Annotated in this window: 17 protein-coding genes and 2 tRNA genes; 7 read left to right on the top strand and 12 right to left on the bottom strand. The window is 48.1% G+C overall.

The genetic code is table 11. From position 1 onward, the window contains the following. Positions 1-3: 3 nt before the first annotated feature. The 3 genes from AC4PM4_RS08630 to AC4PM4_RS08620 form a co-directional block, all read right to left on the bottom strand. A tRNA-Ser gene (locus AC4PM4_RS08630) sits at positions 4-92 on the bottom strand. A gap of 5 nt (positions 93-97) precedes the next feature. Then, positions 98-173, bottom strand: a tRNA-Asn gene (locus tag AC4PM4_RS08625). A gap of 171 nt (positions 174-344) precedes the next feature. Continuing rightward, the gene (locus AC4PM4_RS08620; RefSeq protein WP_491613356.1) at positions 345-806 is read right to left on the bottom strand and encodes a SprT family protein; all 462 of its coding nucleotides are present in this window, start codon (positions 804-806) and stop codon (positions 345-347) included. Between the two features lie 120 nt (positions 807-926). Between AC4PM4_RS08620 and AC4PM4_RS08615 the strand changes: the two genes are divergently transcribed. Beyond that, on the top strand, positions 927-1,283 hold the full coding sequence (locus tag AC4PM4_RS08615; RefSeq protein WP_024630711.1) for a hypothetical protein: 357 nt from the start codon (positions 927-929) through the stop codon (positions 1,281-1,283). 233 nt (positions 1,284-1,516) lie between these two features. Then, positions 1,517-1,660, top strand: coding sequence for a cortex morphogenetic protein CmpA (gene cmpA / locus AC4PM4_RS08610; RefSeq protein WP_090808144.1), 144 nt, complete (start codon positions 1,517-1,519; stop codon positions 1,658-1,660). Between the two features lie 152 nt (positions 1,661-1,812). On the opposite strand, the gene AC4PM4_RS08605 is transcribed toward cmpA, so the two are convergent. The 6 genes from AC4PM4_RS08605 to AC4PM4_RS08580 all read right to left on the bottom strand — a co-directional run bounded on the left by AC4PM4_RS08605 (position 1,813) and on the right by AC4PM4_RS08580 (position 10,481). Next, a complete protein-coding gene (locus AC4PM4_RS08605) occupies positions 1,813-4,035 on the bottom strand; it encodes a Tex family protein (RefSeq protein WP_090808140.1) in 2,223 nt (740 codons plus the stop codon). A gap of 274 nt (positions 4,036-4,309) precedes the next feature. Continuing rightward, on the bottom strand, positions 4,310-6,499 hold the full coding sequence (locus AC4PM4_RS08600; RefSeq protein ID WP_491613353.1) for an alpha-galactosidase: 2,190 nt from the start codon (positions 6,497-6,499) through the stop codon (positions 4,310-4,312). Positions 6,500-6,733: 234 nt separating this feature from the next. Then, positions 6,734-7,084, bottom strand: coding sequence for a type II toxin-antitoxin system PemK/MazF family toxin (locus AC4PM4_RS08595; RefSeq protein WP_024630714.1), 351 nt, complete (start codon positions 7,082-7,084; stop codon positions 6,734-6,736). A gap of 3 nt (positions 7,085-7,087) precedes the next feature. Beyond that, the gene (locus AC4PM4_RS08590) at positions 7,088-7,369 is read right to left on the bottom strand and encodes a CopG family ribbon-helix-helix protein (protein WP_024630715.1); all 282 of its coding nucleotides are present in this window, start codon (positions 7,367-7,369) and stop codon (positions 7,088-7,090) included. A gap of 261 nt (positions 7,370-7,630) precedes the next feature. Continuing rightward, positions 7,631-8,818, bottom strand: coding sequence for an alanine racemase (gene alr, locus AC4PM4_RS08585; protein ID WP_491613351.1), 1,188 nt, complete (start codon positions 8,816-8,818; stop codon positions 7,631-7,633). 460 nt (positions 8,819-9,278) lie between these two features. After that, the gene (locus AC4PM4_RS08580; RefSeq protein ID WP_400347025.1) at positions 9,279-10,481 is read right to left on the bottom strand and encodes a DUF4367 domain-containing protein; all 1,203 of its coding nucleotides are present in this window, start codon (positions 10,479-10,481) and stop codon (positions 9,279-9,281) included. 295 nt (positions 10,482-10,776) lie between these two features. On the opposite strand from AC4PM4_RS08580, the gene AC4PM4_RS08575 reads away from it, so the two are divergent. Then, positions 10,777-12,270: a serine hydrolase gene (locus AC4PM4_RS08575; protein ID WP_491613350.1), complete on the top strand. Its 1,494-nt coding sequence runs from the start codon at positions 10,777-10,779 to the stop codon at positions 12,268-12,270. A gap of 42 nt (positions 12,271-12,312) precedes the next feature. Here the strand turns inward: AC4PM4_RS08575 and AC4PM4_RS08570 are convergent, their stop codons facing one another. Further along, positions 12,313-14,142, bottom strand: coding sequence for an ABC transporter substrate-binding protein (locus AC4PM4_RS08570; RefSeq protein ID WP_491613349.1), 1,830 nt, complete (start codon positions 14,140-14,142; stop codon positions 12,313-12,315). Between the two features lie 140 nt (positions 14,143-14,282). On the opposite strand from AC4PM4_RS08570, the gene AC4PM4_RS08565 reads away from it, so the two are divergent. Both AC4PM4_RS08565 and AC4PM4_RS08560 read left to right on the top strand, forming a co-directional pair. Beyond that, positions 14,283-15,533, top strand: a complete 1,251-nt coding sequence (locus AC4PM4_RS08565; protein WP_491613348.1) for an MDR family MFS transporter — start codon at positions 14,283-14,285, stop codon at positions 15,531-15,533. A 154-nt stretch (positions 15,534-15,687) separates the two neighbouring features. After that, the gene (locus AC4PM4_RS08560) at positions 15,688-17,862 is read left to right on the top strand and encodes a serine hydrolase domain-containing protein (RefSeq protein ID WP_491613347.1); all 2,175 of its coding nucleotides are present in this window, start codon (positions 15,688-15,690) and stop codon (positions 17,860-17,862) included. A 156-nt stretch (positions 17,863-18,018) separates the two neighbouring features. On the opposite strand, the gene AC4PM4_RS08555 is transcribed toward AC4PM4_RS08560, so the two are convergent. Together AC4PM4_RS08555 and AC4PM4_RS08550 are read right to left on the bottom strand one after the other, a co-directional pair. Next, complete coding sequence (locus AC4PM4_RS08555; protein ID WP_488731226.1) at positions 18,019-19,083, bottom strand: hypothetical protein; 1,065 nt, start codon at positions 19,081-19,083, stop codon at positions 18,019-18,021. Beyond that, positions 19,083-20,918 carry an HSP90 family protein gene (locus tag AC4PM4_RS08550; RefSeq protein WP_491613346.1) on the bottom strand — a complete coding sequence of 612 codons (1,836 nt, stop codon included), beginning with the start codon at positions 20,916-20,918 and terminating at the stop codon, positions 19,083-19,085. Before AC4PM4_RS08550 ends, AC4PM4_RS08555 begins: the two co-directional genes overlap by 1 nt. Before the next feature lie 448 nt (positions 20,919-21,366). Between AC4PM4_RS08550 and AC4PM4_RS08545 the strand changes: the two genes are divergently transcribed. After that, entirely contained in the window at positions 21,367-22,272 is a 906-nt protein-coding gene (locus tag AC4PM4_RS08545; RefSeq protein WP_491613345.1) for an ABC transporter ATP-binding protein, read from the top strand. After that, positions 22,265-23,098, top strand: a complete 834-nt coding sequence (locus AC4PM4_RS08540; RefSeq protein ID WP_491613343.1) for an ABC transporter permease subunit — start codon at positions 22,265-22,267, stop codon at positions 23,096-23,098. The genes AC4PM4_RS08545 and AC4PM4_RS08540 overlap by 8 nt, the downstream gene beginning before the upstream one ends. Positions 23,099-23,162 lie beyond the last annotated feature (64 nt).

Below are 23,162 nucleotides of genomic sequence, written 5' to 3'. Positions count from 1 at the left end.
GAACGGAGAGAGAGGGATTCGAACCCTCGCACCGCTTACGCAGTCTAACCCCTTAGCAGAGGGTCCCCTTATAGCCACTTGGGTATCTCTCCAAGAATGGCTCCCCGAACAGGGCTCGAACCTGTGACAACTCGATTAACAGTCGAGTGCTCTACCAACTGAGCTATCAGGGAATAATAATCTTGAATAACCTAAATTTATCATGATTAATATTCCAAGTCAACATGCCTCCGGTGACTTTCTTTATAAGCTTCAGATACTCCCATAAATGCTCATCAGGGAGCATATTGCATATAGTCTTGTGGTCTTGTGGTAAGAAGTGTTGTTTCCAAAAAACGTTCACCTCAGATGGTATGAATCCCCAACTTGCCGGCACATCGACCACAGCGGTACCGCTTCGGATCAACTTTGCGTTTACGCAAATATTCCGTGCCACAGCTCTTGCACACCAGCTTATAGCGATACGGTAATGGCTTTCTGCCCTTTCCATCAGGAAGGGATTGACAGAACCGCGAACCGCCCACCTTCTGCAACAAGGCTTTGAATTCAGGGTCCCGGTGTTGGTAGCCGCGTCCACGAATGTGCAGATGGTAATGACAAAGCTCATGCTTGATGATTTTTTCAACCTCTTCCCGCCCATAGGCTTCGAGCTGATGAGGATTAATCTCTATTCGGTGACTCTTGAGCATATAACGCCCACCTGTAGTCGTCAGACGACGGTTAAACAGCGCCTCGTGAGTGAACGGAACCCCGAAATGATCGAGTGACACCTGCTCAATCCATTGCTGCAATTCCTCATTTCCCATCGGTTTGTCCTCCTTTCACACCTCTTGGGCCATTTGTTTTTCCGCCATAATACTTGAATTTTAACCGTTTCGTAGGCTACACTGTCAAGTAGAATGTATGAGGGGAGATTATTACTCGTTATGCCTACAATGCGCTACGTCATCCTGCAGCAGGAACAGCAATTGCAGTTTGTGGAAATGCCTGCCGATTACGCTTATCAACTCAGTGCGCTCAACCTGCGCCTGCACAAAGAAATTGACAAACTTACCGCAGCAGATGTACCTGTTCTGCCTTGGGCAATCGCCGAATGTGACAATCTTGATCTTCTGGACGAGCAACTCTCCATCATCGGAGGCCTTGATTATATCAATGCGCTTGAACAAAGCTTTGCAGCACTAAGAGAGAGTGAATATCCTTTGATTTCCCTGCTCACTGAGATCCGGGCGCTTCAGGCTCAATTAGAGCAATGGTATGAAGAAGAGATGGAATCACTCTAATCCACCTATGGACTTATTATTAATGCAGGATGGAACTAAAAGCGCATCTCCTAAAAACAGGGGCTGCGCTTTTTTTCATTTTCTTTCAACCCTACATTCATACGCCCCGCTCTTCAGTACATATCCGTATAGATATTGAATTTTCCGAGTTCATCACGGGTTAATTCGCACAGTCCAGGCTATTGCCACATATGCTAACGTACAGATGAATTATGCAAGAGGAGGAGATACCCTTGCCTCAATGGCTTTGCAATCAACTGATGCGTGCATTTCACAAAAAAGACAGCAGACAGATCAAGCTGCTGAACGAATGCTGGTTCTTTTACCGAAATAAACCGACAAGTGGCACCCCGCGCAGCGCGGACAGCGAACTCTAAAAATCTGACGCCACTCTCTCCGTCCACTTCAAGCTCTCACTTCATTCATAAAATTCCTTCGAACAATACAGTACGGGCAACAGTACTATTATAACTGACAACAAACAGCCTTCCCATTACAGGGAAGGCTGTTCTCCAATCATTGTGTTGGATTAGGAAGACTGCTTAGAAGAAGCAGGCTTCTTCATCGTGAGGCCGACACGGCCTTTTTTGGTATCCACGTTCATCACCCAGACCGTTACATTATCCCCGACAGATACAACATCCATCGGATGTTTGACGTAACCGTTGCTCAGCTGTGAGATGTGGACAAGTCCGTCACTCTTGATGCCGATATCAACAAAAGCACCAAAGTCGATTACGTTACGAACCGTACCTTGCAGCTCCATGCCTTCCACCAAATCTTCAATTTTGAGCACATCCGTGCGGAAGATCGGTAGCGGCATTTCCTCACGCGGGTCACGACCCGGACGCTGCAAGCTGTCCAGAATGTCACGCAGTGTAGGTACACCCACATCCAGCTTCACAGCCAGCTGTTCCGGTTGTTGCTCAGACAGGAGAACAGACAGTTCCTTGCTGCCCAGCTTGTCCAGCGCAACCTGAAGCTCCTTAAAGAGCTGGTCTACGACTTTATACGATTCAGGGTGAATCGGTGTGCGATCCAGCGGGTTCTCGCCTTCACCAATCCGCATAAAGCCTACGCATTGCTCATAGGTTTTGGCACCCAGACGCGGCACTTTTTGCAACTGGCGACGATTCGTGAACCGGCCGTTCTCTTCGCGGTATTTCACGATATTTTTGGCAATGGTGGCATTTACACCCGCAACATAGGACAGCAGTGAAGGCGAAGCCGTGTTCACATCCACGCCCACATGGTTAACTGCGGATTCCACAACAGCCTTCAGGCTTTCTTCCAATATTTTTTGAGATACGTCATGTTGGTATTGGCCTACACCAATGGCTTTTGGATCAATCTTAACCAGCTCAGCCAGCGGGTCTTGCACCCGACGGGCAATCGAAGCAGCACTCCGCTCAGCAACGTCAAGATCCGGGAATTCTTCCTGGGCCAGCTTGGATGCAGAATATACACTCGCTCCAGCTTCATTGACGATCAGATACACGAGACTTTCGTCCCCGTTCTCCTGAATAATCTCGGCAACAAACTGTTCTGTTTCACGGGATCCGGTACCATTACCGATAACAATCAACCCGATATCATATTGCTTGATCATCCGATGGAAAACCTCAGCAGCTTCACGCTTCTTGTTGTGTGGTGGCGTTGGGTACGTAACAGCCACTTCCAACAGCTTGCCCGTATCGTCGACCACAGCCAGTTTACAACCGGTTCGATAGGCAGGATCGACACCAAGCACACGTTTGCCATGAATCGGCGGCTGAAGCAACAGATTACGAAGATTAGCCGAGAATACGGATATCGCTTGGTTTTCACCTTTTTCCGTCAGTTCTGCACGAACCTCACGCTCAATCGAAGGGGCAATCAATCGTTTGTAAGCATCTTCAATCACAGCACGCAAAACGTCTTGGACCGCAGATGCACCCTTGATGATTTGTCCTTCCATATGACGGTGAGCCGGTTCAGGCTGCACGTCCAGACCCACTTTCAAAATGTTTTCACGTTCACCGCGGTTAATGGCGAGAATACGGTGAGGAGGCATTTTTTTGGCTAATTCACGATAATCATAGTAGTTCTCATATACAGACTCCTGCTCAGCATCCTTCGCTTCCGAAGTCAGCATGCCATGATCGAGCGTATAACGACGAATCCATGCACGAATAGCAGCATCATCTGCAATATTCTCAGCCAAAATGTCTTTGGCTCCCTGAAGTGCAACCTCTGCATCTTCTACCCCAAGTTCAGCATTGATATAACGCGCAGCTTCCTCCAGAGGGTTCCCTTGCTTTGGTTGACCCCAGATCCAGACAGCGAGTGGTTCGAGACCTTTTTCCTTCGCTACACTGGCACGGGTTTTCCGCTTCTGACGAAACGGACGGTACAAGTCCTCCACTTCCTGCAGCTTAACTGCCTGAGTGATAGACTGTTTCAGTTCTCCGGTCAGCTTGCCTTGTTCCTCTATAATACGGATGACTTCCACTTTGCGGTCTTCCAGATTACGCAAGTATACGATGCGTTCTTCAATGAGCCGCAGCTGGTTCTCATCCAGCTCTCCAGTCATTTCTTTACGGTAGCGGGCGATAAATGGAATCGTATTGCCTTCGTCCAGAAGCTCCGACGTTGTACGGACCTGCTTCAAGGACAGTGACAGTTCCTTGGCTACCTGTTTGATGATTCGTTCATGGCGTTCTGCCTTTATTGTTTCTTCATTGGGTTCCAGAACCGTTTCCTGTTCAGACAAATAAATCCCTCTTTCCTTCCTGAATCGTTCAGTTGAAGCTTGTTCAGGGCAGCTTTGCTGCTGTAATCACAGTATCGAACCTGCATTCATGCAGATTCCTCTCCCCTATATTATCACAAAATCCCGTTCAGATTTCCAGCATTCGTCCAGGTTACAAGTTCTTACAATTGAGATTACGTATCAAACCTTCATCTCAACCATAAGAAAAGACCGAAAAACGTCTTCCCGACGTCTTCCGGTCTCCCCTGACAAACACTGCATTCACGCCAGTTTATTATACCCGTTCGAAGCGGAACATTTCACTCCAATAGTCTCCCGATGCACGGCCTACAGAGATCCCACCATACATCAGCGCATCCCCGGTAAACGTCTCGGAACCACCTTTCAGGCGGTAATCCGCATCAGGGTCGAGGCCCTTCAGCTTCAGACGTTGGAGCGGTGCATTCGGTTCAGACAGCACACGGAAGTAGAATACAACAGCTTCGCTGCCATCTGGGGCAATAAACATCCATGCCGTTTCATTTCCCTCAAACGGACTTAGCAAGCGCCGGAACGTTCCGTATTGGATGGTTCCCCGAATTTCTTTGTACAGTTCAACCTGCGCCTTTACAATAGCATTCTCTTCCTCTGTGAAACGAGTCAAATCCAACTCGTATCCAAAGTTACCCGACATCGCGACATGTCCACGAATCTCTAGAGAAGTAATTCGGTTGACCTGGTGATTTGGAACCGCTGAGATATGTGACCCCATTGAACTTACCGGATATACCAGGCTTGTACCATACTGAATACGCAGGCGGGATATCGCGTCCGTATTATCGCTGGTCCACGTTTGCGGCATGTAATACAGCATACCTGGATCAAAACGGCCGCCACCACCTGAACAGCTCTCGAACAGGATATTCGGGAACGCCGAAGTAATACGTTCCATGACTTCGTACAATCCAAGCATATAACGATGCGCAGTCTCACGCTGTCTATCTGCTGGAAGCAATGCAGAACCCACTTCCGTCATATTCCGGTTCATGTCCCATTTCACATAAGTGATCGGCGCAGATCCAAGCACATCGCTTAGCATGCGTACAATCTCATCACGCACATCCTGACGGGAGAAATCGAGTACCAATTGTTGACGCCCTTCCGTACGACGACGATCCGGCACATGCAAACACCAGTCCGGATGAGCACGGTACAATTCGCTGTCTGGCGAAATCATCTCAGGCTCGAACCATAGTCCGAACTGCATGTCCAAACTGGTTACCCGGTTGGCCAAATCATCCAGGCCTTGTGGCAATTTGTTCTTGTCCACAATCCAGTCACCAAGTGAGGAGTTATCGCTGTCCCGATGTCCGAACCATCCATCATCCAGTACGAACAGTTCAATGCCAAGCTTCTTCCCTGCCTGGGCGATCTGTTCAATCTTATCTGCGTTGAAGCCGAAATAGGTCGCTTCCCAGTTGTTGACCAGAACCGGACGCTCTGCATTACGGAACTTGCCACGTGCAAGGCGTTCGCGATACAGATTATGATACGACTGAGACATACCATCGAGACCTGCGTCCGAATAGACCATGACCGTCTCAGGCGTCTGGAATGACTCCTGCGAATCCAGCTTCCAGCTGAACTCAAATGGATTGATTCCAAGCGATACACGAGTGGTGTGGAACTGATCCACTTCTGCCTGTGCTGTAAAGCTGCCGCTATATACAAGACTGAACCCGTAGACTTCACCCTGATCTTCGTCTGTACCCGGCGTCATCAGTGCAATGAACGGGTTCTGCTGGTGACTGCTTGAGCCTCGACGACTCTCGATGCCTTGCAGGCCGGAAGCAAGCGGTCTGCGAAGGATGTCCCGTTCACGCGTCCATGCTCCTGACAATTGCAGCAATTCGTAATCGGCATGCGGGAAATCAACGGAAGAGCTGAGCGCACGTGCAATATTCACCGAGGTAGCGCTCTCATTAATGATCCGCATGGAACGCGTAATCGCATTAAAGGCCGTAAAGGCCGTGTAGCTAAGTTCAATCTTGATCCCTGCAACACGGTCCTCCAGTTCAACGATGAGTGTCTCGGCTTCATCGTCGGACTCAACATAAGTTGCAGGCAGTCCGGTAAGCGCTGTCTTTCCTTTGATCAGTCGATGGCCTGTATACGTAAACTCCGAAACGGTTGAACCATTCTCAAGCTCCAATTGGATTGCCGGATTACGGAAATCACTTGTACCATACACCGGCAGTTCTACTGCCAACGTGTCGAAAGAGATCGTCCGATCTTCCGGCACCGGATTTGGGCTGAACGAAGCACGCTCTGTACGCACATGAAGCCAGCTCAGATCGGTATCACGCAGTTTTTTGCCATAATATAAATGTACCAAATATCCCGAAGGCAGGACCTGAAATACATAGCTTGCCTTTTGAGTCTGTAGATGAAATTGAAGCTTCTCCTGATCAATATAAATGCTCATATGTCTCCTCCACCTCTATATATGTCGATTAACGTAAACGGTTTCTCAGGTATCATTATAACGAAAAGCTTCACAATGTTCTACGCTTTCATGAAGCTTTAATCAAAAAAGCGTACCCCAGCCATTAGGCTGTTGTACGCTCTTCTGATTGCTGTCTGAAATTGTGTGTTCCTGCAAGGAACATCCATTGTCTACGGATGGCACGGCAGAACAAAGAAACAACTGCCTGGTGCCTTAAAAATCGATTAAACCCAGGCTGATCTGTAAGGCTTCGTTGACCAGTTTCATGGTCTCCTCGTCCAGATGGGTAATCTTGTCGGTCAGCCTCTGCTTATCAATCGTCCGTATTTGTTCGAGCAAAATAACCGAGTCCCGGTCAAAGCCGTGTGCCGCCGCATCAATCTCTACATGCGTCGGCAGCTTTGCCTTTTGGATTTGGGCGGTGATCGCCGCCACAATACAAGTAGGACTAAACCGGTTGCCGATGTCATTCTGGATGACCAGAACCGGCCTGACTCCACCTTGCTCGGAACCAACAACGGGAGAAAGATCCGCAAAAAAAACGTCACCGCGTTTTACGATCAATGTCTACACCCCGCTAACTAAGCGGTCCAGAGTGCTGTCCGCATCTTCCTCCGCGTGAAAGGCCTCGGATGCCATGGTGAGGTTAATCTTCGCCATCTCCATGTACCCTCGCTGCATCGATTCACGGATGTAACGTTTCTTACGCTCCGTCAAATACAGCTTCATGGCCTGCCTAATCAATTCGCTGCGGTTGGAATTCTCCAGCGCTACGATGCCATCCACTTCTTGCAAAAGATAATCAGGCAAACTGATCATGATCCGCTTGGTGTTCTGCAAGTTGGCCACCTTTCTTCCACCCCCACAAACCTTTCGCCATTGTGAACCAGTATTACGTTTTTCCAGAACTTTTATACAAAGGAATATATATGCCCCGAGTATATCAAGTATGCTGTACTCCATTATAAACACGGGGAACAATATTCGTACAGACCAAACATCTCTTTTCAGGATTTTTCATCCCAGTCATCATTCATAATTCGAGATGCTCCGACAGTTTTCCTTCTGTTCTGAAAAAAAGTTTATTGGTAATAGCGTCCAGTCGAGCTATCAGGATGTCAAAAGAGGGTTGATTCTGGCGACTACTGCTCCATTACGGGTATAAACCCGCGGGATTCGATGCGCCATCATGCAGATCACTTCGTAGGGAATCGTACCGAGCTGAGATGCCACTTCGTCTGCAGTAATGACTGCACCCGATTGGTGGCCGATGAGAACAACCTCTTCGCCGGCTTGAATTTCTTCTGCTTCTGCTGCAAAAGATTGTAGCGACACCATACACTGATCCATGCAGATCGTACCGACGACGGGAACGCGGCGGCCGCGCACAAGTACTTGTGCTTTACCTGACAGCATTCTTGAAAATCCGTCTGCATAGCCTATAGGCAGGGTCGCTATTCGTTCGTTCCCTTGTGTTACATAACGGGTTCCGTAGCTAACACCCCAATGAGGTGGCAGCGTTTTGACCAGAACCGCCTTCGTCTTCAGTGTCAATACCGGGGACAGCTTCACTACCTGATGATTCACCTCTCCCGAAGGATACAATCCGTACAGACTAATTCCCACACGTACCATATCGTAGGACAACTCCGGTGTATCAATGGTAGCGGCGCTGTTCGCCGTATGTATAATCGGGATGACACATCCCTGATCCCGCAGCGCATCAATCACGCCTCGGAACCGTCGATACTGCTCCAGTGTATAGGTCTTGTCTTTTTCATCCGCCTTGGCAAAATGGGTAAACATGCCTTCAAGCATCACCTGCTTCAGCTTGGCTGCTTCCTGAATAAAAGCAACTGCCTCTTCGCCAGGCAACAGGCCAAGTCTGCCCATGCCGCTGTCGATTTTGATGTGAACTTTGAGCTTACGAGAGGATGTGCCCGTCTCCAGATGTTGAATGGCTTCGAGTACTTCCTTACTGAACAGCGTAATGGTTACATCATGTTTCCATGCTTCAGCGATGCCTTCTGGCGGCGTGTAGCCCAATACCAGAATCGGAAGGGTAATTCCGTGTTGTCGCAATTCAAGCGCTTCGTCAAGAAAAGCTACACTTAAGTAATCCACGCCAACTCGTTCCAGTTCTCTGGCCATCTCCACTGCCCCATGTCCATAGGCATTAGCCTTCACACAAGCGAGCAGTTTCTTGCCTTGCGGCAATGTTTCACGGAAAGCGTCTACGTTGTTGCACAAATGATCCAAATTGATTTCCGCTTGGGTCGGCCGATATTGTTCTTGCACGTTAAGTCACCTTCTCTAATCATCTTAATCCGGCTCACGTCAGACTCCATCGTAATGCTCAAGCATGTGACTGTCAAATGAACGGAAGATCTGTAGTCCAAAACACATACAGGAGCGCTATCCTGAAGTCGGGAGCAAACGCGGAATAAGACCTATAATGCAGACCATGAATGAGATATTTATCTCTCCATAACGTAACTCATCTGCTTATATCGTATTATTTACCCGGTTCCTCCCGCATAGAAGCGTGTTTTGCATTATTGAGTACACTGGACCTAATCCTTGCTTATCTTACGCAGGATCATTGGCTGTTGATACACATAGCTTCAACTGAAAATCAAATCCTGCGAATCACTGATATAAAACAGGAACGAAGACCTGTATATGCAGCAAAGCACCGGAGAATTCATCTCCGATGCTTCTTAGCATTCCTTATGTTAAGACGACTATACTTTGCAAATCATTTCCCTGACTCTTCCTGCATTGAAGTCGCAATCTGTATCATCTCGTTATCTGGCAAATCTGCGCTTGTAATCCTGTACTCCACTCCGTCTGACATCCATGTGAGTGTCTGCAACGCATCTCCACTTATCATTCCGAGGGTGAATCCAAGATCCAGAACACGCGATGGGGCAAGTGATACGGCTCTGTCCTGTGGCCGGGCCTCAAAAATCGTGTAATTATATGTTCCTTCGTAGCGAAGCATAACCGAATAGTCTCCTGATCCTTCCACGATCTGATCGTCTTTTAGCTTGACGCCTTCCGGTGCATAGGTCGGCTGAATAACCCCAAAGCTTCCTGTACCTTCCGGCTCGGCCGATGTCGGTTCTTCCGTTCCTTTCCCACTGGCTGGATCTTCTGAACCTTGCTGCTCGGCGTTATCACTCACACCCGTCTGTCCATCACTAACGGTTCCGCTTGGATTGGATGCAGAACCTTCCTCTGTTGCAGCTTGAGGATTGGTAGTCTCTTTACCCTCCCCAGCAGGAGCCGCGCCTGAGTCAGTACCAACCTTGCCACCATTTTCATTAGCAGCAGTCATATTACGCTGCATATCAAAAGCGTCTTTCTCAAATTCGGTACCAAATTTGAAGCTATCGAACTTCACATCGACCACCACATTGGCATTCGAATCGGATACTTCTACCTGTTTTGGAGCGTAATCGCTTTTGTTTAACCATATTTTCTGTCTGACCAATGCATGTGTATTGTAGTTGGCAGCTACATCGAATACATAGCTTTCCTTCTCATCGGCAAACTGGCGGGTCGAATCACCTGTTATGCTGCGGATCAGCGTCTCGTAGAGGTAAACCTGGCCTTGGTTATCCGGCCAGTTACTCTGGAAACGGAAGCTTTTGTTCTGACTCGGTGTCAGGACAAATACGCCCTCATCATTGCGCAGTACAATTTGTGTTACATCCTTTTTGGCATTCGTTAACGCGATACGATAATATGAAGGCTTTTGATGCCATACCTCGACCTTGTACTGCTGCGGCGTATCTCCGGTATGCAGCGTCATAACGCCTGCCCCCTGATAACTTTCCATTTCTCCTACGACTTCGTTCAGATCTTTGACCACGGCTGCCGCATCCTTCTTCCCGCAGGCGGCAAGTAAGGTCGATAAGACCAATACCATGGCAAGCATCCATGATATTCGGCGCATGACATCATCCCCTTTAGCACATGTTTTCACTTCAGGATTGTGCGTACAGCAGAACCCCTACTTGATTAGTACATGTTATGAGGGACTTGTTCGATATATGCGGACTAGTTTGACAAGCATTCCATCAATCAGTGCCGCAATACCCTATCTGGTAACAAAATCAGTCTCGGGTAGGATGTAAAATCCAACCAGATTCTTCATAGTAAATACAGATAACAACTCAACCACGGTGATTACATACCCATATGATGTAGCTTAATTGATGTACAACTCTATTTTAAATTGGAGGGAAATAATGAACACAACCTATCTTCACTCATTGCTGAATGGATTGGATGATTTTGTGGAAGAGCAGCTTCAACGTTGGAAAGGAGTAGGTGTGGCGGTAGCGGTTATTCACAAGGATGAAGTCATTTTGCAAAAAGGATACGGTTATCGCGATCTGGAGTCCCAGCTTGAAGTTACACCCCATACCCTATTCGCGATCGGTTCAAGTACCAAAGCCTTCACAGCATCAACCGCTGCCCTGCTCGTCGATCAGGACATTCTGAAGTGGGACACACCTGTTAGAACGTATTTGAAAGACTTCAAAATGTTCGATCCGGTAGCTACAGAACGCCTGACCATCCGCGATATGCTCTGTCATCGCTCCGGACTTCCAAGGCACGAGATGGCGTGGTATAACTCACCACGGAGCAGAGAAGAACTCGTAAACGCGCTTCAGTACCTGGAGCCTAATGAGGACTTTCGCAACAAGTGGCAATATCAGAACCTGATGTATATGGCCGCTGGTTATCTGGTGGGGCAACTCAAAGGAACTTCATGGGAGAATGTTGTCCAGGAGTCCCTATTTAATCCACTTGGTATGAATTCAAGTGTCTTCTCTGTTGATGAGATGCAGAATCAACCTGACTTCGCCTTCCCTTATATGGATCAAAACGGTGAGAATACGCGGATACCTTTTCGGAAAATAGATGCCGTAGGCCCTGCTGGCTCCATTAACAGCAATCTGGTCGATATGATCGCCTGGGTACAATTTCAGTTGAATCAAGGGCAACAGGGTGGGAATCAACTGATTTCCAAAGAACAGTTGGCTGTTACACACAGCCCGCAAATGGCTTGTGATTCACCATTCCACAGTAAAGAGCTGCCTGTTAGCACGTACGGTCTGGGCTGGATGATCGATTCTTATCGCGGGAACGCCATGATTCATCACGGTGGGGCAATCGATGGATTCGCTTCACAGGTCGCCTTTTTACCAGAGGAACAGATCGGTGTTGTAGTCCTTTGCAATACGAATGGAAGCATTCTTCCCTACACGATTTCTTTTAACGTTATTGATCGTTTGCTTGAATTGGAACCTGTAGATTGGAGTGGGAGATTAGCCAAATTAATGACTGGAGATTCAACTGATTCCGAAGCAGCAACAGACACCATAGAAACACCAACTACGCCAGAAACCTCGGTTGAGGAAAAACCAGTGGAAGCTCAGGTTCATCCCCATGATCGTCCTATCCATGCGTATGCGGGAAGTTATAATCATCCGGGTTACGGCGAGATCGTTATTCAACAGACGAACGATGGGTTACAGGCCACATTGAATGCCATTGAAATGCCTATGGAATACACTGGAAAAGATACGTTTTCCGTAGAGCTTGTCCTGTTTGGCTTGAAAATCACTTTTACGTTTAAGACGGATGAAGAGGACACCATAAGCTCTCTCTCCATTCCGCTACTGCTGGAACCAAGTACGAATCCAATTGAATTTATAAAGACACCTTCAGTATAAAAAGCATCCCCCACGGCCTATCCCATTGTAGTAATTACACTCTTACCACAATGGGATGTACGCCGGATAGCTCGCAGTATCTTCTGCTGTATTTGGACTTCTCTTCACCCACAATCGACGCAGATCAGGCATACCGTATGCTACGACACGGTAATCCTGAAGCGAAACGTGGTGTGCATGTTCTTCCCTGAAGCTGTATGTAGGCAAGAGTAAGGCCTCTTGAATGAGTCGCCCCTCCAACGTCATTAGCGTACGCAACCGCTCAGCACTATCCTGAATCATAACGACGGGTCTGCATTCACGTTCCAGCTCGCTTTTTCGCTCGTCATCCATTGCCATAAGGAACAGCGTATTCTGGAACGTATACATCGTTAGTAGACTCAGCGTCACATGCTCATCAAACACTTCACCCGTGTAAATCACATCATAAGAGGCGAATTCATCATGGTATACGGCATCTACCGGATTACCTGGCGTAACACTCACTTTCAGTCCAATAAGTGCACAACGCTGTGCGAACCAGGCCATGTCTGTCTCCATTTTCTCGCCTTCCTCTACCCACACATTCATGATCTGGCCTGCGTAGCAGCTGCGTTGTAACAGCTCTGAAGCTCTTACGAGAGATAAGTCAGCAGAAAGGGCTGTTGGCTTCGATTCTATTCGTTCAAGTATCTGCTTTTCCTTGGACTTGTCCCGAATCAGGCTATAAGCAGCCTGCACACCTGTGTGTGCCAATGCCCCCATCATCTCCTGTGGATCCATCAGTTGCTGAACAGCCTGACGAAAGTATAAATCCTGCTGTGGGCCTTCTTTTCGCATATTAAAAGTCATAAACACACCGCCCTGAACCTCATGTTGAATCAAGCGAGCCAGTCCGTCTGGAAACAAGTCCTGTTTGATCACTGACTCCACTAGACCCGTCTCGGGAAGCTGCCATATTTCAACCCGATCAATAAAAGCCCGCCCCCTGAAATAGGAAGGGAACACCTCCAGCACAAGCAGCTTGGGATGATTGCGTGTCAATCGGTAAGGCCCCGTACCAATCGGATGCATCGGGTCAAGCTCCACATCACGGGGTAAGATGGATGCATTCATGCTGCTCATCAGATCCGGGAACATAAAGTTGGGAAACCGCAACACAAAGCGCACCGTTAGCTCGTCGAACGTTTCTATGTGATGAATGGAGCCAAACAGTGACTTGCAAGGGTTCTCCTGATCGGAAAGAATCCGTTCAAACGTATATCTTACGTCCTCTGCATTAAGCATCCTGCCATGGTGAAAGACTATGCCTTTGTGCAAATAAAAGATCCACTCTGTTCCCTCAGGGTTGCTCTCCCATGCAACGGCAAGACTCGGTTCACAGACTTGGCGTTCAGCGTTGTACTGCACCAAGCGATCAAATACCTCCGCAACAATTCCAACTTCTCCCCACATGTAAGCCCGGGTAGGGTCCAATGTCTCAAAGGCAGTCTCCTGTGGAATTCGCAGCGTATCAACTCTACCTCGAGCGCCGTGATTGGAACGCAGACCGAACTGGCCTTGTAATCCTTGCATCAATATTTCTCGCATCGAAAACGGCATTGTTGAAGCCAGCATATAGGCCTCCTCCAACTTGTTTCCCTGCAACAGTCGATCAAATCGTTCCTGAACAGCCTGTAACAGAGGATGGCAAAAAACGAGCACCGATGTCTTCCCTCTGCCGCGTTGTGGGCTCCATCTGATCCAGCCATGATCCATAAATTTGTTCATAATCAGATTCATATTGCGCATCGTACAACATAAATGATTCGCCAGCTCACCAATCGTTGTATGTATTTCTTCCTCTTCGTCCACGTTCGAAAAGGCCACGCGAAGCTGAATATAATGATCCATGACCTCCACAACTATCCCTGCCTTTCCTTCCCTGAGTAAAATACGAAATTGACCCGTACGCTTCTACAGTTTTTCTTCAGGTTTTCCTCCATTATACTCAGGTACATCGACAACACCAGCGGGAAGGAAGAGAACTGCACATGAAATATACTGATTTGCACCGCAACATCAAAATTCGTATCATTACTGATTTTTTTACGGATCTAACTCAGAAATCCATTATTCCTTTTATGGCGATTTATCTGAGTGTCCAGATTGGTGCAGGCTGGGCAGGTATACTGTTAACCGTTAATATTGTGGCCTCCATGATCGTTGGCTTGGGCGCAGGATACTGGTCTGACCGAGTCGGGCGCAAGAAACTGATGGTCATCGCCCAAATGTTGCAGGTATTCGCCCTGTTCTGGCTGGCTGCCGCCAACTCCCCATGGATGGACTCCGTTCCTTTAACTTGTGTCATGTTTCTGCTTAGCAGCATCAGTTCGGGTATCACCGGACCCATTGCCAATGCCATGATTGTAGACGTGAGCAGTGAACATGAACGTCAGTATGTCTATGGGCTGCAATATTGGACCACCAACGTTGCCGTTACGATTGGTGCGCTGATGGGCGGGTTATTATTCGAGTCCTTCCGCTTCATTTTGTTCAGTCTGGTATGCATGGAGAGCTTGGTTACACTATTTATTCTCTTGTTATATATTCACGAAACAATGGATATTAAACACTCGAATCAGCTTGATGCCCCGATTAATAGGAACATACTGAAAACGTATGGCGGTGTATTTAGGGACAAACGTTTTATGGTGTTTTTCACCGCAACAGTGCTGGCTGTCTCTCTGGAATTCCAAATGGATAAATACATCGCCGTTCGTCTGAAAAGTGAATTCAACGCCCAACTGTTCCGTTGGGACATCTCAGGTCTGCAGATGTTCAGTCTGATCATGGCGATTAACACTGTGCTCGTCGTAATCATGGCCATTCCTTTCTCCAAATGGCTGGGGCGTTTCCAGTCCAGATTTATTATGACTGTCGGCATGTGTCTGTACACTACTGGTTTTGCCGTGCTCGCTTTCAGCAATTGGGCCTGGCTGCTTATTACATCCGCTGTACTGCTAACCATTGGTGAGCTCATGTATGCGCCTGTACGTCAGGTCATGCTTGCTGGCATGATTCCTGACTCCGACCGTGCTGCCTATATGGCTGCTGATGGCATGAGTTATAATGCAGCCGCTCTGCTGGGTAGTCTTGGGCTGACGATTGGAGCCTTTTTGCCTTCTTATGCAATGGCTGGCCTGTATGTTTTGATGGGGATCGGCGCTCTCGTATTTTTCCGGCAGTCGCTTCGGCCGTCAACGGTTCAAAGTGAACCACAGCCCTGTGCAGATGCCTCCTAAATTTTCGACTTTCCTATGCTGGATTTCAACCTGGTAGTTTTGAGTTCTATTGGAAATGTCTATCACAATCTACTATCTTGAAACTTATCGGGCCAGTAATCAGTAATAACAGGAGAGTCCTATTTACAAAATTTTCTTTTGAAGGAGTGTTTACATGCATTTATCCAATCGAAGCGCCCGCTTCAGGCTCACCTCCATAACGGGGGCGTTCATGGCGTTTGTCCTATCCCTCAGTCTATGGGCACCCGCCGTGCAGGCGGAGACTGCACCTGCTGCGGTCAATGAAAAAGGGAAAGTGACAGCGCTGACAACGGAGTCCGCGACAGCCTTTCTGGATACATTTTTTGATTCCGCCGAAGCGAAAGCACAATATGTTGGTGCTTCCGTAGTCGTTGTCAAAGATGGAAAAGTCGTGGCAGAGAAAGGGTATGGATATTCCGATTTGGAGAGTAAAACGCCCGTTGATCCGAAAAATACCACCTTTCGTATCGCCTCGGTCTCCAAAACATTCACATCAGCCGCTGTCATGCAGCTCGTAGAGCAAGGCAAGGTGGATTTGAAGGCTGATTTCCAGACCTATGTGAAAGGACTGGATTTCGATAATCCTTTTGACAAACCTGTAACGGTAGAGAATCTGCTCACACACACCACCGGATTCGAGATTCGCGACCCGCAGCAGGAAGACATCCATGATGACTTTGACAAAAGTGTATCGATGGAGGATTATGCCAAGTTACATATGCCACCTGTCGTTCGAGAACCTGGTAGCGCCTACATGTACGACAACTTCTCCTTCCTGCTGCTGGGCATGATTGTGCAGAATGTGAGCGGAGAACCGTTCGAAACGTATATGCAGCAGCATATCTTCCAGCCTCTGGGCATGGATAACAGCAGTTTTATGCTGGATGGCAAGTTCAAAAAACAGCTGGCAACAGCCTATGATGCGGCACATAAACCAATTGATCTGTACACGATCTCTCCAACGCCTTTGCCTCAAGGTGGCATGTTGTCTACCACAGAGGACATTGGGAATTTCATGCTTGCTTTCCTGAACGATGGTGTGAAGGATAACGAACGTGTTTTCAAGGAATCGACTGTGAAAAGCATGGAACAGTATCGTTCCTCCATTCATCCCTTGTTACCAGACACCACGTATGGATTTGAAGCCGCTTACCAGCTTCCTGGCGCGGGTAGTAATTCCAAAATCATTACCAAAGCAGGCGACATGCCCGGGTTCAGCTCTTATCTTTTTCTAATTCCGGAGCAAAACACAGGTGTCTTCCTAACGTATAATCAGGCTGGAGCACTTCGTAATTTCTTCTACCCGGCCTTTATCCAGACGTTCTTCCCGCAATATGCGGAGCCCGTCAAATTCAAGGAATATACACCTCAATCAGCGGATGAGCTGCAACGCTTCGCTGGTCTATACGCGGATCTGCGACTGAGCACCATTGTCAGTTCCCTGAAAGATGACGGCAAAGAACCTGGACAATTGAGCATTTCCGACGTCTTCCTTGGCCCACGTACCCTGATTCAGGTTGAAGATAATCTCTTCAAGGACGAATTAACAGGCCAGTTCACGGCGTTCAAGGAAAATGCTGATGGAACCATCTATATGAAAGAACCTTATCTCAACCCAATGGGTTATGAGAAAAAAGGGAAGAAACCCCAAGGCTTCCGGGATGTCCAGGCGAATAGTCCTTATGCTGAAGCCATCTATGGTTTGCAATCCCTTGGATACTATACCAATGATGCAAGTGAAGCTTTTCAACCCAAAAATGCCGTTACACGGGCTGAATTCATTGAGGATGTCCTTAAAATGAGCGGGCTGAAAGCCAGCAAAACGACGCCACCTGCGGATACCGACTGGGCAACTCACCCTGCTGCCGGTTACATTCAGCTAGGTTATGAATCCGGCATGATCGCGGGTGCCGATGAGAAACAGTTCAAACCAGATCAGGTCATCACACGTCAGGAAGCCATGGTGATGATCTGGAGAACTCTCCAGCTGCAATATCCAAATGAACTGTTCGAGGATGTGAAGCTGGCCGGGCAGACAGATGCCTGGGCTGTGCCTGCGATCCAGATGATGGTTAAGCTAGGCATCCACGGTCCTGAAGTGAAGGTGCTGGAGGATGGATCAGTCGATTTCCTTGCGCGCAAACCACTGATTCGCCAGGAAGAAGCAGCAATTATGTACCAGCTGTTTACACAGCCAACCGACAAGATCGTAGCTGACCTGATGACAAAGCAGCCGCAATCGGAAACTTCCTCAGATGAGGAACCTGCGGAAGATACAACCGCGCCTGCAACCGTAACTCCTGAATAACCGGAGCACCAACCTTATATTCACGGTATAAAAAACGATAAACAGGCTTGTTCAAAGGAGGATAACCCTCCTTCTGAACAAGCCTGTTTTGGCTAGCGTGGTGACCTTCTGGTGTACCATTTAATGGTGCGATGATACTTAAGAGGTCTTCTCAAGTTATGAATTAAATACCTCGCTCAACATGGAAGAGACATGTTGATTGCCATTCCGCTGGTCATATTTGTCTGCGGCCGCTTTGGCATATGCCGCAAAATAGTCGACCAGTTTACGCAAATCTCCTGGATCTCCTTCATAAGGGAATGAAGCGGGAAGCCGCAATCGGTATCCTGGAGATTCATCAGCCCAGCGGCGCAACAGTTGTGCTGCTCTGGCATAAAACATCATTTTGGCAAACGGATCTTCATGGTCCATCGCAAGCACTATATTTTCTTCCAGAACATCGATGCCCTTCGCCGGGTTCGTGCGAGCAAGGTAATCCATCTGCTCAGCAAAGCTCTGCACAAAATCATTATGTCCTTTGATCATGCGATAGCCTTTCGCCTGATGTTTGTCAGCTTCATCAATCCTGCCAAGCCGGTATAGTGGCATCAAAATCTCTGATAAGGTCAGGTGCGGAATTTCGGCACAACTCATTCGCCCTTTCAAAATGGGCTTCGCCGCTTCCAATACCTTCTCATCATCACCTACCAATAACCAGTAGCGCATGATCTCGTCCTGCTCACAGGCTTCACAATCACTCATAAAGTCACGATCCATACTTCTGAACTTCGTATAGCTGGTACCTGCCTCCTCCAGCTCACCAAGATCCATGGATATGCGGAATCGATAATACCAATACGAACGTTCACTGTATCCAAATGATTTGAAACGACGTCCAAAGTCCTCCAGCAGCTCCATCATTTTAACGCGAGACACTTCCGGGAAGCTGGATAGTTCACCCAAAATCCATTTATACGACCACATTAACGTTTCTTCGTCATAGCGTTCTGGCTCTTGATCAAACTTGCCCAGCTGCCAGGAAAAAGCAATCAGTGCTTTCATCGGATAACCGCAGAATGTCGCGGTCTCCACGATCTCTGAACGCGCTTCGTACGCTTCCTCCTCCATGCCATTCACATCGGCGACTCTTGCCGCTTCCTCTAGCATGCCAAGCTTCGCTGTTCCATTAGGCAGGCCATAGGCCTCATCCATCAAATCCTCAAAATCCATTTCGGTCTTCATCAGGCATCCCCCTTACGATCTGTATTCGCACGCAAACCCCAATCAATAAAACGAACGATGCCCTGATTCAGCACCTCAAGCTCCTGTCGATTCATCGCATAATGCCCCATCATTAATGCATTGACATACAACATCTCAATGGCAATCGGAGTCATTTGGGCATCCGGTGAAGTCAGGACCCGCTGAATAATTGGATTGCTGATGTTCAGGTACAGGGTCGAATAACCTGCGGAACTAATGCCGGATGACAATGATCCAAGGACGGAGGAGAATAATTCTGTACTCTCCTCACTTGCTTTTTCCAATGCACGCAGCGTGGAAGACTCCTGCGAGAGCGTGAACAGCACCGGCAAATCAGCTGGCTTGAAGCCCTTGACCTCTGCACGGCAGCGGAAACGTTGCAAAGCAGAGTCAGCAAGGCGCAAGGCATCATAATACTGATTCCGTTCAGCTGGTGGCACATCGGTGAAACTCATGGATACCTCATCCGGCTGCAACCGCTGCGTCTGTACATGCTGCACCACTAGTGGCAGCATTGCCATCAAATCGCTGTCGTAAATGTATCCACCGTTAATGACCAGCATCGATTGGGCTGACGCGACATGATGAATCTGGCGATACTCATCCACTGTGGTAGTGAAGTACAACGTCTCTCCCTCACTCATCAACTCGCCCAGTTCCCGATGACCACGGGTGCTTTCAAATGGAAGCCAGCGGTGAATCATGGCGTAGAACTCCTGATCCTGCACAGCCAGTGCTTTCATCGACAACGCATGCAGACGAATCAGCTTTTGCAGCCGTTCCGTCTGGCGCTCAGCCATGTCGGCCAATCCTTTACGAAGGGCATCGCCAAGTTCGGAGCGAACCTCTTCCAGCTTTTCATTTTCATAAAAATGTTCCCGTGAAGCTGTCGGTTGAAGCTCGTCTGTCCAGATAAGGCATTTCACGAAAAAGGCCCAATCCGGCAAAATATTCTCCGCCTTCTCCGAGATTAGCATTCGCTTCAGATACACCCGGTGAGAACGCTTGGCATTCAAATTAACTGCATGCGGAAGAACAAATGCGATGCCTCCTGTACGGCCTGAAACCGTCGTCAGTGGGATGAAATCCTGAAACTTCTCTCCTAGCAATCGTTCACCAAAAGCCAGCACTTCCGCTCTGCGTCCACGTGCAAGCTCAGGCTCCATCAACCAGATCGGTGACTCGCTATTGACGATATGTTGAACACCGTCACTATGCAGGATGACTGGATAAGGCAGCAGCGCTCCATAATAGAACAAGGCTTCTTTCACATATTCTGTTCCAAAATAATGGGCTGCGTCCGGCGTACAACGCAGATATACTTTCGTTCCAGGAGACAACTGTGTCTCCAATTGCCGAATCGTATACGTTCCATCGGGCTTACCCCGCCACTCCATCGAAGGTCCACCCTTAGTGGATTGCGTCAGCATGACGATTTCATGACTCACCATGAAACAGGACAATAATCCGATTCCGAATCGCCCGATAAACGAAGTCTCTCCATCCAGCAAGGCCTGCTGCCCGCGCTTCGAGGATTGACCTATCATCGCAAGAAACTCATGGATATCGGCTTCCGTCAAGCCAATGCCGTTGTCCTCCACCATCATGGTCAACTGCTCGCCTGTTCCGGTCAGTTCTACACGTACTTCACCCTGATATCCTGATTCCGCTTCTGTTCGAGCTGTAATGGCATCAGTCGCATTTTGCATTAATTCACGTAAAAATACTTTAGGGCTGCTGTATAGATGGTTCGATAGAATCTGGATCATACCGCTTAGATTTACCTGAAAGCGATACTCATTGGATGCTGTCATTTCGCTCACCTTCCTCTGGTCCAACCACATCTGATGTTTCCTACTTGGAAGTGTTCATATGATGTGTTAGACGAAATAGTTATGTAATCACAAGAAATGAGGCGTTCCATTGGATGAATACGCCAAGTAACGACGTTAAACCGGCCTTGGCTAACCAAGACCGGCGTTAGATGAATATTCAGGCATTCATGGTATGTAAGAGGCCTTAAGTCTAATTACCACGTTATGGATGGCAATGAAACGAGATATTGCATCCTTTTAACCAGAATACATGGTATAGACCACAGTGAAAACAAACCTGAGACCCGATTTCGACGGACTTTAGGGTGAAGTTGCTGTTTGCGTTTGGGACTAAAGACGTATAATTTTTATTTTTTGGCCCTCCATTTGAACGATATATCTCATCTGGACGTATAATCTCCAAACTCAGATCGGACGGTGAATGTGCATGATTGAAGTTCGCAACATTTCTAAGCAATTTAAAGTGCATCAGGCACTGAACGATGTCAGCTTCACGGTTGAACAAGGCAGCGTTACCGGGTTGATCGGTCCTAACGGTTCGGGCAAAACCACCCTGATCCGCATCATGAACGGCGTTCTCGGCGCTTCGGGTGGGCAAGTGAGCATTAACGGCCTCGATCCCTTCCGTGAGACGGAGAACGTACTCGCCCTATGCGGCACATTAACCGAGCAGAGTGGATTGTATGAAAATATGAGTGGGCGTGACAACCTGATCTTTTTCGCTGAAGCTTTCGGTGTACAACATGCCAAAGCACGGATTGATGAGCTTGTGGATCTGTTCGAATTGCAGGAATATCAACATCGAAAAGTAGGTACCTACAGCACAGGCATGAAAAAACGCGTAGGTCTAGCGCGGGTGCTGCTGCACCGCCCCTCCATTCTCTTTCTGGATGAGCCAACCAATGGGCTTGACCCGGATGGGATTCAGATGGTCCTCCGAATCATCCGTCGGCTAAATCAAGAGGAACATATGACGATTCTCGTATCGTCTCATGTGTTATCCCAACTATCGGCCGTGTGTGATCGATATATTTTTATGGAAAAGGGGCGTAAGGTTGAGGAAGGTACGGAGCAGGAGATCGTCAACCGATACCTGACCTCACCCCGGATTGAGGTTGACGCGACCATGCCGAATGGCTGGCAAACGGTAACAGGGTATACACCGGAGATGGCTTCCGCGAACAAAGCCGTTTTTCAGCTTCAAACCCGTGAAGATATTCCGTTGTTACTGCGACAATTGACTGAGCGTGGACAAGTCTATCAGGCCCGGATTACGGGCAGCGATCTGGAGAGTATTTATTTTGCCATTAGGGAGGCACATCATCATGAATAACCGACAAGCCATACGTGCACTTGTTCGTAAAGATATTCGAGCTATCACAGCCAGTGTGCAGCTTTGGCTGCCCATGTTGATCGTTCCGCTAGTTATCGGGATCATCATGCCTGGGATACTCATTTGGGCAGCCTCAAGGATGGAACTTGCTTCCCTCGGCAATATGAGTTTCCTGCTTGATACACTGGATAACCTAACCCGTGCCGGGCGGATTCCGCAGCTTGCTTCGATGCCTACGGATAACCATCGTATTGTCTATTACCTGGCCTTGTACATGTTCGCACCCCTGTTTCTCATCATTCCGGTGATGGCATCCAGCATTCTGACGGCCAACAGTTTTGCAGGCGAGAAGGAGCGCAAGACTCTGGAAAGTCTTCTGTTCACTCCGATGAGTATGGATACGTTGTTTAAAGGCAAGGTGTTAGCTGCCCTTATTCCTTCCCTGCTGTTATCCTGGATTACCTTCATTATCTACGGAATCATTGCCAATATCCTGTTGTACCCCATGTTCGGGGCATGGATGTTTCCCAATCTGAACTGGATCATTCTGGTTCTATGGGTTGTTCCAACGTGCAGTCTTGTGGTCATTCTGTTAAATGTACTGATCTCGGCGAAGGTACGTGGATTTCAGGAGGCCTATCAACTCGGAGGACTGGTCGTTCTTCCATTGCTTGCGCTGATTGCCGGTCAGGCGAGCGGCATGCTGCTTATCAGTCCTCTCATGTTAATCCTGGTCGGAGCAGTACTTCTGCTCATCTGTTTCATTTTGCTTCGTCTGGTTACTTTGTGGAACAGTCGTCAACAGCTGGCTGAAAGTCAGATTTAGGCTGAATATGGTTGAATATAACGGCAGAAGATCTGATCTTCTGTCGTTTTTATCTGACTGAGAT

This window comes from Paenibacillus sp. MDV22-iso6, assembly GCF_058408365.1.
Note: the sequence above shows the minus strand (reverse complement) of the source record. Positions and strands in the feature narration are given on the sequence as shown.

Excerpts from the sequence above, each read along its gene's own strand:
- AC4PM4_RS08565 (WP_491613348.1), top strand. The coding sequence starts at position 14,283 with ATGAAATATACTGATTTGCACCGCAACATCAAAATTCGTATCATTACT.
- AC4PM4_RS08545 (WP_491613345.1), top strand. The coding sequence starts at position 21,367 with ATGATTGAAGTTCGCAACATTTCTAAGCAATTTAAAGTGCATCAGGCA.
- AC4PM4_RS08550 (WP_491613346.1), bottom strand. The coding sequence starts at position 20,918 with ATGACAGCATCCAATGAGTATCGCTTTCAGGTAAATCTAAGCGGTATG.
- AC4PM4_RS08570 (WP_491613349.1), bottom strand. The coding sequence starts at position 14,142 with ATGGATCATTATATTCAGCTTCGCGTGGCCTTTTCGAACGTGGACGAA.
- AC4PM4_RS08615 (WP_024630711.1), top strand. The coding sequence starts at position 927 with ATGCCTACAATGCGCTACGTCATCCTGCAGCAGGAACAGCAATTGCAG.
- AC4PM4_RS08580 (WP_400347025.1), bottom strand. The coding sequence starts at position 10,481 with ATGCGCCGAATATCATGGATGCTTGCCATGGTATTGGTCTTATCGACC.
- AC4PM4_RS08555 (WP_488731226.1), bottom strand. The coding sequence starts at position 19,083 with ATGAAGACCGAAATGGATTTTGAGGATTTGATGGATGAGGCCTATGGC.
- AC4PM4_RS08620 (WP_491613356.1), bottom strand. The coding sequence starts at position 806 with ATGGGAAATGAGGAATTGCAGCAATGGATTGAGCAGGTGTCACTCGAT.
- AC4PM4_RS08600 (WP_491613353.1), bottom strand. The coding sequence starts at position 6,499 with ATGAGCATTTATATTGATCAGGAGAAGCTTCAATTTCATCTACAGACT.
- AC4PM4_RS08560 (WP_491613347.1), top strand. The coding sequence starts at position 15,688 with ATGCATTTATCCAATCGAAGCGCCCGCTTCAGGCTCACCTCCATAACG.
- AC4PM4_RS08540 (WP_491613343.1), top strand. The coding sequence starts at position 22,265 with ATGAATAACCGACAAGCCATACGTGCACTTGTTCGTAAAGATATTCGA.
- AC4PM4_RS08575 (WP_491613350.1), top strand. The coding sequence starts at position 10,777 with ATGAACACAACCTATCTTCACTCATTGCTGAATGGATTGGATGATTTT.